The sequence below is a fragment of the Buttiauxella sp. S19-1 genome (assembly GCF_022134725.1).
Taxonomy (GTDB): Bacteria; Pseudomonadota; Gammaproteobacteria; order Enterobacterales; family Enterobacteriaceae; genus Buttiauxella; species Buttiauxella ferragutiae.
In genome coordinates, this window is sequence record NZ_JAHWLU010000007.1 from 12,618 (window position 1) to 27,352 (window position 14,735).

The window sequence follows — 14,735 nt, forward strand, 5'->3', positions numbered from 1 at the left end:
AACGCTCTCGGGCGTTTCAGGCGCAACGACGCAGGAGAAATTATGAAACGTGCATTTATTATGGTGCTGGACTCTTTCGGCATTGGCGCGACTGAAGATGCTGACCGCTTTGGCGACGTTGGCTCTGATACCTTCGGCCATATCGCGCAAGCTTGTGCAAATGGCGAAGCCGACAAAGGCCGTAAAGGGCCACTGCATTTGCCTAACCTGACTCGCCTGGGTCTGGTGAAAGCGGCTGAAGGTTCTACCGGTAAAATCCCGGCGGGTATGGACGGTAACGCAGAAGTTATCGGTGCATACGGTTGGGCGCATGAACTTTCGTCTGGTAAAGACACTCCGTCAGGCCACTGGGAAATCGCCGGTGTTCCTGTGCTGTTCGAGTGGGGCTACTTCTCCGATACCCAAAACAGCTTCCCGCAAGAATTGCTGGATAAACTGGTCGAGCGCGCAAACCTGCCAGGTTACCTCGGTAACTGCCACTCTTCCGGTACTGTGATTCTGGATGAACTGGGCGAAGAGCATATGAAAACCGGCAAGCCGATTTTCTATACCTCCGCTGACTCCGTGTTCCAGATTGCCTGCCACGAAGAAACCTACGGCCTCGATAAACTCTACGAACTGTGCGAAATCGCCCGCGAAGAGTTGACCGAAGGCGGCTACAACATTGGTCGCGTTATCGCGCGTCCGTTTGTTGGTGACAAAGCGGGTAACTTCCAGCGTACCGGCAACCGCCATGATCTGGCTGTTGAACCGCCAGCTCCAACCGTGTTGAAAAAACTGGTTGATGAGAAAAATGGTCAGGTTGTTTCCGTGGGTAAAATCGCAGATATCTATGCTGAAGTCGGTATCACCAAAAAAGTGAAAGCGACCGGTCTGGATGCGCTGTTTGACGCGACAATTACCGAGATGAAAGAAGCGGGTGACGACACTATCGTGTTCACCAACTTCGTCGATTTCGACTCCTCTTACGGTCACCGTCGTGACGTAGCAGGTTATGCCGCCGCGCTGGAACTGTTCGACCGTCGTCTGCCAGAACTGATGGAATTGCTGAAAGAGGACGATATTCTGATCCTCACCGCTGACCACGGTTGTGACCCAACCTGGCAAGGTACTGACCATACTCGCGAACACATTCCGGTATTGGTCTACGGCCCGAAAGTGAAAGCTGGCTCTCTGGGCCATCGTGAAACCTTCGCGGATATCGGCCAGACCGTGGCGAAACACTTCGGTGTTTCAGATATGGACTACGGCAAGAACATGCTGTGATACCCGTCATTCTTCGAGCCGCAGGGGTGTTGGCTGCAAAAGCTCACCCCAGTCACTTACTCAAGTAAGCTCCTGGGGATTCGCTTTCTTGCCGCCTACCTGCGACTCGAATTATTTAGGGTATATGGATTACGGATTTGGGTGAGATGTTTTATCCGCCCAGACGTTAACCTCTTAAAACAAGGAATAAAAACATGGCAACGCCACACATTAATGCAGAAATGGGTGATTTCGCAGACGTCGTTTTGATGCCAGGCGACCCGCTGCGCGCAAAACATATCGCTGAAACTTTCCTTGAAGATGTTCGTGAAGTGAACAACGTGCGTGGCATGTTGGGCTTCACCGGGACTTACAAAGGCCGCAAAATTTCTGTAATGGGCCACGGCATGGGTATCCCATCCTGCTCGATTTACACCAAAGAGCTAATCACAGATTTCGGCGTGAAGAAAATCATCCGTGTGGGTTCTTGCGGTGCAGTACGTATGGATGTGAAATTGCGTGACGTGGTTATCGGCATGGGTGCTTGCACCGATTCCAAAGTGAACCGTCTGCGTTTCAAAGACCATGACTTCGCTGCAATCGCTGACTTCGACATGGTGCGTAACGCGGTTGATGCAGCTAAAGCGCTGGGCGTTGATGCTCGCGTGGGCAACATCTTCTCTGCCGACCTGTTCTACTCCCCAGACCCGACTATGTTCGACGTGATGGAAAAATACGGCATCCTGGGTGTGGAAATGGAAGCCGCGGGCATCTACGGCGTGGCAGCAGAATTTGGTGCTAAAGCACTGACCATCTGCACCGTGTCTGACCATATCCGTACTCACGAGCAGACTACTGCTGAAGAGCGCCAGACAACCTTTAACGACATGATCAAGATCGCTCTTGAATCTGTGTTACTGGGCGACAAAGAGTAAGATTTTAAAGGGTGCTCCGGCACCCTTTCTCTTTTCAAATTATCTATTCATTTTAATCCATCTATTCCGCTTATCTGCTTTATCTTTCAATTATATAGCGCTATATATCTATTCAAGTATCTATTCATATGAGCGCTCTGACAGATTTATTGCTGCATGGCCCACAAACTGCAACCTCATTACGCCAGCGTTTGGGTGTCAGCCAGGCGACGTTTTCACGTCTGGTGAATACTGAAAGCGATGTCATAAAAGCAGGCGCTGCCAGAGCGACCCAATATGCCCGGATCAGACCAGTGCGCCAGATCCGGCAATTTCCATTGTGGCAAATAGATGATGCGGGGCAGGCCTGGCGTTTCGGTGACTTGTATCCCATCTGGCGCAGGGAAGCTGTCTGGTGATACTGAATAATGGCACCGCGCAATGGTTTAACGGTATCCCATGGTATTTAACCGATCTGCGTCCTCAGGGTTTTTTGGGGCGAGCGTGGGGGAAGCGCTTAGCACAGCAAACAGGATTACCGGAAGATATTAGCCCGGCGTTTCGCGAGCTTTGCAGAGAGATGTCATTGCAACTTGATACCGTTGAGGCAAGCGTTAAGCGACTCGCCTAGCGCACCGTCTGCGCAATCCACGTGCTCAATTCACGTAATTCCATTTCTTGTTCCGGGAAGTCGGCAATCAGCGTTTCGCATTGCTGTTGCAACATGTCACTGCGATACAAACAGCCCTGCAAACGGGCCGCCAGCGCTTCAAGAGGCGCGGGGTTTAGGCTGTCTGTGAATATTTTCGCTTGGGTGATATGCCCTTTCTCAACGTCGAAATGCAGTTCAACACCACCCCAGGTAAAACGCTGATCCAGTAAATGGCTAAATGCCGGAGCCTGGCCGAAATTCCATTCCCAGCTACTTTGGCGGGCAAAGGTTTCAGCAAAGCCGGGTAGGTCGGGCAGGGCATCAGGAGAAATATGTTCTGCTGCCACTCGTTCGCCGTAGAAGGCAAAAAATGACTCACGTACCGCATCGCAAACTTGCTCGTGTGTCAGGCCAGGCAGCAGATCGCTGAGGTTTGCCACTCGTCCACGTACTGAAGTTATGCCTTTGGCCTGCAGCTTTTTCTGGTCTGGATTCAAGTAGTTTGCCAGGCGGCTTAAATCGGCATTAAGCAATAACGTGCCATGGTGAAATCCCCGATCCATCGTTTCCTTATAAGCCGAGCCGGAAACTTTGCGCACTCCCTCCGCGGTGGCAACTTCCAGATCATTGCGTCCGGAAGCGGTGGCACTGATGCCGAGCGCATTAAGCGCATTCACCACAATTGCCGTCGACACACTTTTGTCGTATTCCGGTTTTCCCGCCATAAAGGTGAAACAGGTGTTGCCCAAATCGTGGAATACCGCGCCACCGCCGCTGCTGCGTCTGGCCAGCCGCACGTTATCTTCTTCCATGCGCCGGGTATTACATTCTTTCCACGGGTTTTGCGCCCGGCCAATGACCACGGTATCCGCGTTGCGCCATAAGAACAGCACGCGCTGGGTTGCAGGCATCTGGCGGAAAATACACTCTTCCACCGCCAGGTTGAACCAGGGATCGTAAGAGTCCGAAATAAGCAGACGTAATGTAGACATAGCAGAAGTCCTTTCTTATTGGGGTTTATTGGCGCTCGGTTCTTCCTCATCTTCTTTTACTTCGGTATTCGCCGTCAGAAGAAAAGGAGATTGTTGCCAGCGGGTGCGTTTGCCCTGCAAAAGCGTGCGCGTCAGCACAATGCCAATTGCCAGCGCCAGTAACATCATCAGGCGCAAAATATTGGTGGTGTTATCCACTTGCTTGGCTTCAGTGGGCAGCGTGTGGGTATCGAGCGTGATGCGCAGATAGCCTACAGGCCCATCTTTATCTTCAATCGGTTGAACAATTTGCTGATTAAAATAACTGCCCGCTTTTTTCCCATCCAGAGCGAGTCGATCGCGCACGGCGATCCCTTCGCCCGCATGTGCGACCTGGCTGCCGCCGTTGTCGTAAACACCTGCATCCAGAATTCGGCTGTCCTGAGTCAATAAATTCAGCACTGTTGAAATCTTTTTCTCATCAGGATTTTCAGACTTCATCAATGGAATCAGGTTATAGCTCACCTGCCGTGCCAGGGTTCTTGCCAGTTCTTCAAGTTGCACGTTCCGGGCTTGTTGATGCCCCTGGCTAAACCACGACGCGCCCTGCATCAGTGCGACTAAAAGTGCGAGGCAGATAAGCACAATCACTGCACGATGCAGCCTAAATTTCATTTTTGCCCGAGCCATAATGCACCTTCAATAAATTGCTTACTTTAATGTTGCCAGAAGCGGCGTGGACAAGGTAGCCTCATGCGTTGTTTTGTTCCGAATACCCTTAATCATTCGAATTGCTGCAGTGTTGGCTGTAATCCGAATGATTAATGCTATCTCTTAAATCTTTCCTGGAGTTGTGATGCCGAATAGTCTGACCTGGTGCGACCTGCCAACCGACGTATCTCTCTGGCCTGGTTTGCCGCTATCGTTAAGTGGCGATGAAGTTATGCCACTCGATTACCGTGCTGGCCGCAGCGGCTGGCTTCTGTATGGTCGGAATCTGGATAAAGAGTGCCTGAATCGCTATCAACGTAAGTTAGGAGCGGCGATGGTTATCGTCACCGCGTGGTGCGTTGAAGATTATCAGGTTATTCGCCTGGCCGGTTCATTAACTCCTCGCGCTACCAAACTTGCCCACGAAGCCGGTCTGGATGTTGCGCCACTGGGCAAAATCCCGCATCTGCGCACGCCTGGCCTGCTGGTGATGGACATGGATTCCACCGCCATCCAAATAGAATGTATCGATGAAATCGCGAAACTGGCTGGCACTGGCGAAATGGTGGCTGAAGTCACCGAGCGCGCGATGCGTGGCGAGCTGGATTTTGCCGCAAGCTTGAAACAACGCGTTGGCACGCTTAAAGGTGCTAACGCGTCTATTCTGCGCCAGGTGCGTGATGAACTACCGTTGATGCCAGGGCTGACGTCACTGGTACTTAAGCTTGAATCTCTTGGCTGGAAAGTTGCGATTGCCTCCGGTGGTTTCACCTTCTTCGCCGAATATCTGCGCGACAAATTGCATTTAGATGCAGTGGTGGCAAACGAGCTGGAAATCTGCGACGGCAAGCTCACTGGCGAAGTCATCGGTCAAATCGTTGATGCACAATTCAAAGCCACAACGCTCCAGCGTCTGGCAGATAAATACGAAATCCCCGTCGCGCAAACCGTCGCGATTGGTGATGGGGCGAATGACTTACCGATGATTCAATCGGCGGGCCTGGGCATTGCTTTCCACGCTAAACCTAAAGTGAATGAGAAAACAGAAGTCACCATCCGTCATGCTGATTTGATGGGCGTATTCTGCATTCTGTCCGGTAGCCTTATCCAGGAAGAACGCTAATGGCAAAAGCTCCGAAACGCGCCTTTGTCTGCAACGAGTGCGGCGCAGACTATCCTCGCTGGCAGGGGCAATGCAGCGCCTGTCACGCATGGAACACGATCACTGAGGTGCGCATTGCCGCCTCGCCGACGGTTGCGCGTAATGAGCGTTTGTCAGGTTATGCCGGTAGTGCGGGCGTCAGTAAAGTTCAAAAACTTTCTGAAATCAGCCTCGAAGAGCTGCCGCGTTTTTCTACTGGTTTTAAAGAGTTTGACCGCGTGTTAGGCGGCGGTGTGGTGCCGGGAAGTGCCATTCTGATTGGTGGTAATCCTGGTGCAGGTAAATCCACGCTGCTGTTGCAAACCTTATGCAAGCTCAGCGAACAGATGAAAACGTTGTACGTCACCGGTGAAGAGTCGCTGCAACAAGTGGCGATGCGCGCCCACCGTCTTGGGTTGCCGACCAATAACCTGAATATGCTTTCGGAAACTGGCATCGAACAAATCTGTATGATTGCCGAAGAAGAAGCGCCGAAGCTGATGGTTATCGACTCCATTCAGGTGATGCACATGGCCGACGTACAGTCGTCGCCTGGCAGTGTGGCGCAGGTGCGTGAGTCAGCCGCTTATCTGACGCGCTTTGCTAAAACGCGCGGTGTGGCGATTATCATGGTCGGCCACGTCACCAAAGATGGTTCGCTTGCCGGGCCAAAAGTGCTCGAACACTGTATCGACTGCTCGGTGATGCTCGATGGCGATGCCGATTCCCGTTTCCGCACGCTGCGCAGCCACAAAAACCGCTTTGGTGCGGTGAATGAGTTAGGCGTGTTTGCCATGACGGAGCAAGGGCTGCGTGAAGTGAGCAACCCTTCCGCTATTTTCCTGAGCCGTGGAGATGAAGTGACGCCCGGCAGTTCGGTGATGGTGGTGTGGGAAGGCACGCGCCCATTGCTGGTAGAGATTCAGGCGCTGGTGGATCAATCCATGATGTCCAACCCGCGCCGTGTCGCCGTGGGTCTTGAGCAAAACCGCCTGGCGATTCTGCTGGCCGTTTTGCACCGCCACGGTGGCCTGCAAATGGCTGACCAGGATGTGTTTGTCAACGTGGTCGGTGGCGTGAAAGTTACCGAAACCAGTGCTGACCTTGCCTTGTTATTGGCGATGGTTTCCAGCCTGCGCAACCGCGCTTTGCCGCAAGATTTGGTGGTGTTTGGTGAAGTCGGGTTAGCCGGGGAAATTCGTCCGGTGCCAAGCGGCCAGGAGCGTATTTCAGAAGCCGCAAAACACGGCTTTAAACGTGCGATTGTGCCGCAGGCCAACGTGCCGAAAAAACTACCGGAAGGGATGCAGGTCTTCGGTGTGAAAAAACTGGCTGATGCGTTGTCGGTGTTTGACGACTTATAATTGATATTTGCCCAATTTTGCAGGAGGCAGCATGTCGTCTTTTGATTATCTGAAGACTGCTATTCGTCAGCAGAGCGTTACGCTACAGCAAGTTGCAGAATCCTGCGGCATGACCAAGGGCTATCTTAGCCAGTTACTGAACGCCAAAATCAAAAGCCCAAGCGCGCAGAAACTGGAAGCATTGCATCGTTTTTTGGGGCTGGAATTTCCACGGCGTGAGAAAAAAGTGGGCGTGGTATTCGGTAAGTTTTATCCGTTGCATACTGGCCATATCTATCTGATTCAGCGCGCGGCAAGCCAGGTTGATGAACTGCATATCATCATGGGCTATGACGAAACCCGCGATCGCTTGCTGTTTGAAGACAGTGCGATGTCGCAGCAACCGACCACCGGTGACCGCCTGCGCTGGCTGTTACAGACCTTCAAGTATCAGAAAAATATCCGCATTCATTCGTTTAACGAAGAAGGGATGGAACCGTATCCGCACGGTTGGGATGTCTGGAGCCGTGGCATCAAAGCGTTCATGGAAAGCAAAGGGATTAACCCCGACTGCATCTATACCTCCGAAGAGAGCGATGCGCCCCGTTTTATTGAACAGCTCGGCATTGAAACGGTGCTTATCGACCCGAAGCGCACCTTCATGAATATCAGCGGCGGCCAGATTCGCGAAAATCCGTTCCGCTATTGGGAATATATTCCCACCGAAGTAAAACCGTTCTTTGTGCGAACCGTGGCTATTCTGGGCGGCGAATCGAGCGGTAAATCGTGGATGGTGAATAAGCTCGCCAACATTTTTAATACCACCAGTGCCTGGGAATATGGGCGTGATTACGTCTTTTCGCACCTTGGCGGTGATGAGATGGCGCTGCAATATTCTGACTACGACAAGATTGCTATTGGGCATGCTCAGTACGTTGATTTTGCCGTTAAATACGCCAATAAAGTGGCATTTATCGATACCGATTTTGTCACCACGCAGGCATTCTGCAAAAAGTATGAAGGCCGCGAACACCCGTTTGTGCAGGCGCTTATTGACGAATACCGTTTTGACCTGGTGATTTTGCTGGAGAACAACACGCCGTGGGTAGCGGATGGTTTACGCAGCCTTGGCAGTGATACCGACAGGAAATCTTTCCAGAACTTGCTGGTGTCGATGCTGAATGAAAACAACATTAGCTACGTGCATGTGGAAGAGTCTGACTACGATTCACGCTTCTTGCGCTGTGTGGATTTGGTGAAGGGCTTAATTGGCGAGCGTGGATAAAACAACCCTCACCCCGGCCCTCTCCCTGAGGGAGAGGGAGAAAACCGTTAATTCCCTCTCCTGGGGGAGAGAGAGAAAACCGTTTAATTCCCTCGCCTGAGGGAGAGGGAGAAAGCCGTTAATTCCCTCTCCTGGGGGAGAGGGTTAGGGTGAGGGCGTTACAACAATTACTTCGTTACACGCTTGTACTTAATACGCTTAGGTTCCAGCGCATCCGCACCCAGGGTGCGTTTCTTGTACTCTTCGTACTCAGTAAAGTTACCTTCAAAGAACTCCACTTTACCTTCATCCTGGTAATCCAGAATATGCGTGGCGATACGGTCAAGGAACCAACGGTCGTGCGAGATAACCATGGCACAGCCTGGGAACTCCAGCAGGGCGTTTTCTAACGCGCGCAGGGTTTCGATATCCAGGTCGTTGGTTGGTTCATCGAGCAGCAGTACGTTGCCGCCAACTTGCAGCAGCTTCGCCAGGTGCAGACGACCACGCTCACCACCGGACAACTCACCAACACGTTTACCCTGGTCAACGCCTTTAAAGTTAAAGCGACCAACGTAAGCGCGGCTTGGCATTTCGGTGTTGCCGATACGCATGATGTCCTGACCGCCGGAAACTTCTTCCCACACGGTTTTGCTGTTATCCATCGCGTCACGGAACTGATCGACAGAAGCCAGTTTCACGGTTTCACCTAGTTCAATGGTGCCGCTGTCTGGTTGTTCCTGGCCTGACATCATACGGAACAGGGTAGATTTACCCGCGCCGTTCGGGCCGATGATCCCGACAATCGCGCCTTTCGGTACGGCGAATGTCAGGTCTTCAATCAGCAGGCGGTCGCCGTAGGATTTACGCAGGTTGGTAACCTCAACGACTTTATCGCCCAGACGTGCGCCTGGTGGGATAAACAGTTCGTTGGTTTCGTTACGTTTCTGGTATTCAGTGCTGTTAAGTTCTTCAAAGCGAGCCAGACGCGCCTTGCCTTTAGACTGGCGGCCTTTCGCACCCTGACGTACCCACTCCAGCTCTTTCTCAATGGATTTACGGCGAGCCGCTTCCGATGAGGCTTCCTGAGCCAGACGTTCGTCTTTCTGCTCAAGCCATGAGGAGTAGTTACCTTCCCACGGAATACCTTCGCCGCGGTCAAGTTCCAGAATCCAGCCAGCCACGTTATCGAGGAAGTAACGGTCGTGGGTAATCGCCACAACGGTGCCTTCGAAATCGTGCAGGAAGCGCTCGAGCCACGCCACGGATTCAGCATCCAGGTGGTTCGTTGGTTCGTCGAGCAGCAGCATGTCTGGTTTTTCGAGCAGCAGGCGGCAAAGTGCTACGCGGCGGCGCTCACCACCAGACAGGTTTTCAATTTTAGCGTCCCACTCCGGCAGACGCAGTGCATCAGCAGCACGCTCCAGTTGAACATTCAGGTTATGGCCATCGTGTGCCTGGATAATTTCTTCAAACTTGCCTTGCTGTGCAGCAAGCTTATCGAAGTCAGCGTCTGGTTCGGCATATTTTGCGTAGACTTCATCCAGACCTTTCAGCGCGTTAACGACTTCGGATACCGCTTCTTCAACGGATTCACGAACCGTGTGCTCAAGGTTGAGCTGAGGTTCCTGAGGCAGATAGCCAATTTTCAAACCAGGTTGTGGACGGGCTTCGCCTTCGATGTCGGTATCAATGCCGGCCATAATGCGCAGCAGCGTGGATTTACCGGAACCGTTCAGACCCAGTACACCAATTTTGGCGCCAGGGAAGAAACTGAGCGAGATGTTTTTCAGAATATGGCGTTTCGGCGGAACAACTTTGCCGACACGATGCATGGTATAAACGAATTGAGCCACAGTGCGACTTCGCCTCTTTTTCGTGATTTAAGATGGTGCGTATTAGTGGCGAAGTGTAGCCGTTTTCAGCAGGTAATCCCAGCAGGGGAAGCGGGATGTGTTACCCGAAACCGCCTTAACGCTTTTATCGACAAAATAACGCCCTTTGGCGTGGCGAATCTGTAATACCAGGGTTAGCATGAAGTAATTAATGGCGGCACGATGCTGCCGGTGAACATGTGAGGAGAACTTGTGGGGATAGCCAAACAAGTCGTGGGACAATTGCTGGTCGCAGTTGTAAGCCTTGCGGCAATAACTCATGCAGTTCGCGCGGATTCGCTCGACGAGCAACGCAGCCGATATGCACAAATCAAACAAGCATGGGATAACAAGCAAATGGATGTGGTGCAGCGCATGTTGCCCACGTTGCAGGATTATCCACTTTATCCTTATCTCGAATATCGCCTTATCACTGATGATTTAATGAATGAGCCAACGCTCGCCGTCAGTCAGTTTATTGAGGCTAACCCTACGTTACCACCAGCCCGCGCGCTGAAATCACGCTTTGTTAATGAACTGGCTCGCCGCGAAGACTGGCGTGGTCTGCTGGCGTTTAGCCCTGAACAACCGGGCACCACCGAATCCAAATGTAATTATTACTACGCAAAATGGAATACCGGCCAGGTAGATGCCGCATGGGTCGGGGCCAAGGATCTGTGGCTAACGGGCAAAAATCTGCCATCGAGCTGCGATCGTCTGTTCTCAGCATGGCGATCGTCGGGAACGCAAGATCCGTTGGCTTACCTGGAACGTATTCGTCTGGCGATGAAAGAAGGTAACTCTTCACTGGTGACCAATCTCGCAAGCCAAATGCCTGCGCAATTCCAGACCATTTCCAGCGCACTGATCAGCCTACAAAACGACCCGAAAACAGTGCTGTCGTTTGCCCGCACCGTTGGTGCAACTGACTTTACGCGCCAGGCGGCTGCGGTGGCGTTCACGCGTGTCGCGCGCGATGACGTAGAAAATGCGCGTTTGATGATCCCCTCACTGATTCAGGCGCAGCAATTGAATGACGCACAGGCTCAGGAACTCAGAGACACTGTTGCCTGGCGGTTAATGGGCAACGATGTGACGGCTGAGCAAGCGGCATGGCGTGATGATGCAATCATGCGTTCTGAATCAACCTCGCTGGTTGAGCGACGTGTGCGTATGGCGCTGGGAACGGGTGATCGTACTGGCCTGAATACCTGGCTTGCACGCTTGCCAATGGAAGCTAAAGAGAAAGATGAATGGCGCTACTGGCAGGCAGATTTGTTGCTGGAACGTGGTCGTGATTCGGAAGCAAATGAGATCCTTCTCTCGCTGATGCAACAACGCGGATTTTATCCAATGGTGGCGGCTCAACGCCTGGGGGAAGAATATCCGTTACGCGTCGACAAAGCGGTGGCGGTGAATCCGGCGTTAGTTCAGGGGCCAGAAATGGCGCGTGTTCGCGAGCTGATGTACTGGAATTTGGATAACACTGCACGCAGCGAATGGGCTAATTTGATCTCCAGTCGCAGCAAACCAGAACAGGAAGGATTAGCACGTTACGCGTTTGATCAAAATTGGTGGGATCTCAGCGTGCAGGCGACGATCGCCGGGAAGCTTTGGGATCATCTGGAAGAGCGATTCCCACTGGCTTACAAAGATATTTTCGCCCGCTACGTGAGCGGCAAAGACATCTCGCAAAGTTATGCCATGGCGATTGCGCGTCAGGAAAGTGCCTGGAACCCGAAAGTCAGGTCACCGGTGGGGGCGAGTGGTCTGATGCAGGTTATGCCGGCTACAGCCGCACATACGGTGAAGGTTTTTGGTATTCCGGGTTACAGCAGCCCATCGCAACTGCTTGAGCCAGAAACCAATATCAATATTGGTACGACTTATTTGCAGTCCGTCTCTCAGCAATTTGAGAACAACCGGATTTTCTCATCCGCTGCTTATAACGCGGGGCCTGGGCGAGTCAGAACCTGGCTTGGCAACAGTGCCGGACGCATTGACGCGGTGGCGTTTGTTGAGAGTATTCCTTTCTCGGAAACACGTGGATATGTGAAAAACGTGCTGGCATATGATGCGTACTATAAGTACTTCATGGGTAAATCTGCACCATTGCTGACAGAGGCTGAATGGCAACGCCGTTATTGATTTTGCAGTGTCTATGATATTGTATCGTACTAGTTGAATAGTATGGTGGCGACATGACTCAGCATTCTCAATACTCGGCAGAGCACGCCGAGCAAAGCAATCAGGAGTGGCTCCGTTTTGTGGAGCTGCTCCAGCAATCGTTCGATAAACAGCTGCATATGCCGTTGTTAATGTTGTTGCTGACCCCAGACGAACGTACCGCCCTCGGAACACGGGTCAGAATTATCGAAGAGTTATTGCGGGGTGAGATGAGCCAGCGGGAACTCAAAAATGAACTTGGCGCGGGAATTGCCACCATTACGCGCGGTTCAAATAGCCTGAAATCTGCTCCACCGGCATTGCGTGCCTGGCTGGAGCAGGAATTATTAGGCAATAAAAGTTAGCTATAAATCGCGTTGTGGAACGGGCTAAGCGCCAGAATCACCGCCTGCTGGTAAACGCTGCTGCGCGTGAGCTTCCCGGCGGTAAATACCCCAATCGCGCCTTCTTTATTGCCAATTTTATCGATGCCGGTATATGCCGACATCACCGGCCCTAAAGCTTCTCCCGCGCGGACTTTTTCAAGAATAATCGACGGTAGAGGCAGTGTGGCCGAACGGGCTTCGCCGCGCTGGTTTTGGTTTTCAATAACCACCCAGCTAAAAGTACTGTCGTCATCAATTCCCGCTTCAACCGCAACCCAAAAATCGGCTTCAGGGCGAACCTGACGGGCATTCATTACCCGGCATCGTGCGCCAGTTCGCGTTTCATGGTTTCCGAAGGGTTGTTCTGGCACTCCGCTATCGACGGCAACGGGTTCAATATGGCAGCATCCTTCACCAAAGATGTCGTCGAATGCCTGGTGAATTGCCTGAATTTTAGCTGGATTGGTTGTTGCGCAGACGACATGGTACATAATCAGTGAAACTCTCTAGAAATTGTTGCCGCAGTATAACGGATAAATCGCATGTTACAGGTATACCTTGTTCGCCACGGCGAAACGCAGTGGAATGCAGAACGTCGCATTCAGGGCCAGTCAGACAGTGCGCTGACTGAAAAAGGGGAACGTCAGGCCGAGCAGGTGGCCGAGCGTGCCAAAACGTTAGGCATTACACACGTCATCTCCAGTGATTTAGGGCGTACCCGCCACACTGCTGAGATTATCGCTCTTGCATGTGGTGTAGATGTCACGCTGGATTCGCGTTTACGTGAACTGGATATGGGGGTGTTAGAACGCCGCAATCTGGACACGCTAAACGAAGAAGAAGAAGGCTGGCGTCGCCAACTGGTGAATGGCACGACCGATGGGCGAATTCCCGATGGGGAAAGCATGCTTGAGATGAGCGAGCGTATGCACGCGGCTTTAAATGCTTGCCTGGATTTACCATCTGGTAGCCGCCCATTGCTGGTTAGCCACGGTATGGCGTTAGGTTGCCTGGTGAGTACCATTCTGGGATTACCGGCCTGGGCTGAACGTCGCTTACGTTTAAGAAACTGTTCGATTTCCCGTGTCGATCACCAGCACAGCCCGTGGTTAGCTTCTGGCTGGGTGGTAGAAACGGCAGGGGACATCTCACATTTAGACGCCCCTGCGTTGGATGAATTACAGCGCTAATTAACGACGTACTGGGATCAGATATTCACATCTGATCTGCATTGGTCGGTCCTGAACACGCGCTTCTTCTAGCGGGAAGAAGCGTTCAATATCCTGACCTTTACGGCGCGTCAGATTAAGCGATGGCATGCAGGTGCCATAAATTGTCAGGATGAACTCCTGCAAACCGGTGCCCGGGCCTTCGTAGTCGAATTGCACGTAATCACCACCTTCCAACCTGACCGGATGAGAGTCTGGTAAGAATCCATTCACCATTTCTGGTGTCAGCGCAGTGGTATAGAAGACTTCCTGTTCGTCATCTTTCTCAATGCTTGGACGTGGCTCATGCAGGCCGTATAACACACGTGGCAACGTTGGCGCATTGCCGAGGAATTGTGTCCAGAACTGAATACGCATTTCATTACGGAAATCAGATATTTGCTCAAGCGTACAGCTGTAGCTTTGCGTGACACCCACTAAATGGGTTTCCGGCAGCGTGACAAATTGCGCTTGCGGCAGTGTAAACGCATCTAAACGCAGCGGTGGACGCATACCGAACGAGCTCCAGTCTGGAGAACGGCGATAGAGCGCTGGCGTTTGAGCAAACTGCTTTTTGAATGCACGAGTAAAGGTTTGCTGTGAGTCAAAACGATACTGCAACGCAATATCGAGAATCGGTCGCGCAGTCAGGCGCAGTGCCACAGCAGATTTTGAAAGTCGGCGAGCACGGATGTATGCGCCAATGGCGTGACCCGTGACCTCTTTAAACATCCGTTGTAGATGCCACTTGGAATAACCTGCTTTTGCCGCCACATTATCCAGTGACAGAGGTTGATCCAAATGGCCCTCTAGCCAGGTTAATAGATCACGAATGATCCCTGCCTGATCCATATAATATC

General features: G+C 52.1%; 13 protein-coding genes and 1 pseudogene. 9 read left to right on the forward strand and 5 right to left on the reverse strand.

Annotated elements, in window-relative coordinates; translation table 11 throughout:
• Nucleotides 1-42 precede the first annotated feature (42 nt).
• The 3 genes and pseudogenes from deoB to MES37_RS03015 form a co-directional block, all read left to right on the forward strand.
• Complete coding sequence (deoB, locus tag MES37_RS03005) at nucleotides 43-1,266, forward strand: phosphopentomutase (protein ID WP_064543343.1); 1,224 nt, start codon at nucleotides 43-45, stop codon at nucleotides 1,264-1,266.
• A 194-nt stretch (nucleotides 1,267-1,460) separates the two neighbouring features.
• Nucleotides 1,461-2,180 carry a purine-nucleoside phosphorylase gene (deoD, locus tag MES37_RS03010; RefSeq protein WP_064543345.1) on the forward strand — a complete coding sequence of 240 codons (720 nt, stop codon included), beginning with the start codon at nucleotides 1,461-1,463 and terminating at the stop codon, nucleotides 2,178-2,180.
• 128 nt (nucleotides 2,181-2,308) lie between these two features.
• Nucleotides 2,309-2,709, forward strand: a pseudogene (locus MES37_RS03015) (type II toxin-antitoxin system HipA family toxin YjjJ); the annotation flags it as partial.
• 77 nt (nucleotides 2,710-2,786) lie between these two features.
• Here MES37_RS03015 and lplA read toward each other — a convergent pair.
• Together lplA and MES37_RS03025 are read right to left on the reverse strand one after the other, a co-directional pair.
• Nucleotides 2,787-3,803 carry a lipoate--protein ligase LplA gene (gene lplA, locus MES37_RS03020; protein WP_133522255.1) on the reverse strand — a complete coding sequence of 339 codons (1,017 nt, stop codon included), beginning with the start codon at nucleotides 3,801-3,803 and terminating at the stop codon, nucleotides 2,787-2,789.
• A 15-nt stretch (nucleotides 3,804-3,818) separates the two neighbouring features.
• Entirely contained in the window at nucleotides 3,819-4,472 is a 654-nt protein-coding gene (locus MES37_RS03025) for a YtjB family periplasmic protein (protein ID WP_064543354.1), read from the reverse strand.
• Nucleotides 4,473-4,638: 166 nt separating this feature from the next.
• On the opposite strand from MES37_RS03025, the gene serB reads away from it, so the two are divergent.
• The 3 genes from serB to nadR are packed head-to-tail and all read left to right on the forward strand — an operon-like array spanning nucleotide 4,639 to nucleotide 8,262.
• Nucleotides 4,639-5,616: a phosphoserine phosphatase gene (gene serB, locus MES37_RS03030; RefSeq protein ID WP_064543357.1), complete on the forward strand. Its 978-nt coding sequence runs from the start codon at nucleotides 4,639-4,641 to the stop codon at nucleotides 5,614-5,616.
• A complete protein-coding gene (gene radA / locus MES37_RS03035) occupies nucleotides 5,616-6,998 on the forward strand; it encodes a DNA repair protein RadA (protein WP_064543359.1) in 1,383 nt (460 codons plus the stop codon). Before serB ends, radA begins: the two co-directional genes overlap by 1 nt.
• A 31-nt stretch (nucleotides 6,999-7,029) precedes the next feature.
• Nucleotides 7,030-8,262 carry a multifunctional transcriptional regulator/nicotinamide-nucleotide adenylyltransferase/ribosylnicotinamide kinase NadR gene (gene nadR / locus MES37_RS03040; RefSeq protein WP_064543361.1) on the forward strand — a complete coding sequence of 411 codons (1,233 nt, stop codon included), beginning with the start codon at nucleotides 7,030-7,032 and terminating at the stop codon, nucleotides 8,260-8,262.
• A 167-nt stretch (nucleotides 8,263-8,429) separates the two neighbouring features.
• Here nadR and ettA read toward each other — a convergent pair whose 3' ends face one another.
• Nucleotides 8,430-10,097, reverse strand: coding sequence for an energy-dependent translational throttle protein EttA (ettA, locus tag MES37_RS03045; RefSeq protein WP_064543363.1), 1,668 nt, complete (start codon nucleotides 10,095-10,097; stop codon nucleotides 8,430-8,432).
• Between the two features lie 231 nt (nucleotides 10,098-10,328).
• Between ettA and sltY the strand changes: the two genes are divergently transcribed.
• The gene (gene sltY, locus MES37_RS03050) at nucleotides 10,329-12,263 is read left to right on the forward strand and encodes a murein transglycosylase (protein ID WP_064543365.1); all 1,935 of its coding nucleotides are present in this window, start codon (nucleotides 10,329-10,331) and stop codon (nucleotides 12,261-12,263) included.
• A 53-nt stretch (nucleotides 12,264-12,316) separates the two neighbouring features.
• Nucleotides 12,317-12,646: a trp operon repressor gene (gene trpR / locus MES37_RS03055; RefSeq protein ID WP_133522254.1), complete on the forward strand. Its 330-nt coding sequence runs from the start codon at nucleotides 12,317-12,319 to the stop codon at nucleotides 12,644-12,646.
• On the opposite strand, the gene yjjX is transcribed toward trpR, so the two are convergent.
• A complete protein-coding gene (gene yjjX / locus MES37_RS03060) occupies nucleotides 12,643-13,158 on the reverse strand; it encodes an inosine/xanthosine triphosphatase (protein ID WP_064543369.1) in 516 nt (171 codons plus the stop codon). The two genes, trpR and yjjX, sit on opposite strands and share 4 nt — an antisense overlap.
• A gap of 51 nt (nucleotides 13,159-13,209) precedes the next feature.
• On the opposite strand from yjjX, the gene gpmB reads away from it, so the two are divergent.
• A complete protein-coding gene (gene gpmB / locus MES37_RS03065) occupies nucleotides 13,210-13,857 on the forward strand; it encodes a 2,3-diphosphoglycerate-dependent phosphoglycerate mutase GpmB (RefSeq protein ID WP_064543371.1) in 648 nt (215 codons plus the stop codon).
• On the opposite strand, the gene robA is transcribed toward gpmB, so the two are convergent.
• Nucleotides 13,858-14,727 carry an MDR efflux pump AcrAB transcriptional activator RobA gene (gene robA / locus MES37_RS03070; protein WP_237930059.1) on the reverse strand — a complete coding sequence of 290 codons (870 nt, stop codon included), beginning with the start codon at nucleotides 14,725-14,727 and terminating at the stop codon, nucleotides 13,858-13,860. It abuts the gene before it with no gap.
• Nucleotides 14,728-14,735: the final 8 nt, after the last annotated feature.

Bases quoted from the DNA above. Each gene is read 5' to 3' on its own strand.
- deoB (WP_064543343.1), top strand. From the start codon at position 43: ATGAAACGTGCATTTATTATGGTGCTGGACTCTTTCGGCATTGGCGCG.
- deoD (WP_064543345.1), top strand. From the start codon at position 1,461: ATGGCAACGCCACACATTAATGCAGAAATGGGTGATTTCGCAGACGTC.
- lplA (WP_133522255.1), bottom strand. From the start codon at position 3,803: ATGTCTACATTACGTCTGCTTATTTCGGACTCTTACGATCCCTGGTTC.
- MES37_RS03025 (WP_064543354.1), bottom strand. From the start codon at position 4,472: ATGGCTCGGGCAAAAATGAAATTTAGGCTGCATCGTGCAGTGATTGTG.
- serB (WP_064543357.1), top strand. From the start codon at position 4,639: ATGCCGAATAGTCTGACCTGGTGCGACCTGCCAACCGACGTATCTCTC.
- radA (WP_064543359.1), top strand. From the start codon at position 5,616: ATGGCAAAAGCTCCGAAACGCGCCTTTGTCTGCAACGAGTGCGGCGCA.
- nadR (WP_064543361.1), top strand. From the start codon at position 7,030: ATGTCGTCTTTTGATTATCTGAAGACTGCTATTCGTCAGCAGAGCGTT.
- trpR (WP_133522254.1), top strand. From the start codon at position 12,317: ATGACTCAGCATTCTCAATACTCGGCAGAGCACGCCGAGCAAAGCAAT.
- yjjX (WP_064543369.1), bottom strand. From the start codon at position 13,158: ATGTACCATGTCGTCTGCGCAACAACCAATCCAGCTAAAATTCAGGCA.
- gpmB (WP_064543371.1), top strand. From the start codon at position 13,210: ATGTTACAGGTATACCTTGTTCGCCACGGCGAAACGCAGTGGAATGCA.
- robA (WP_237930059.1), bottom strand. From the start codon at position 14,727: ATGGATCAGGCAGGGATCATTCGTGATCTATTAACCTGGCTAGAGGGC.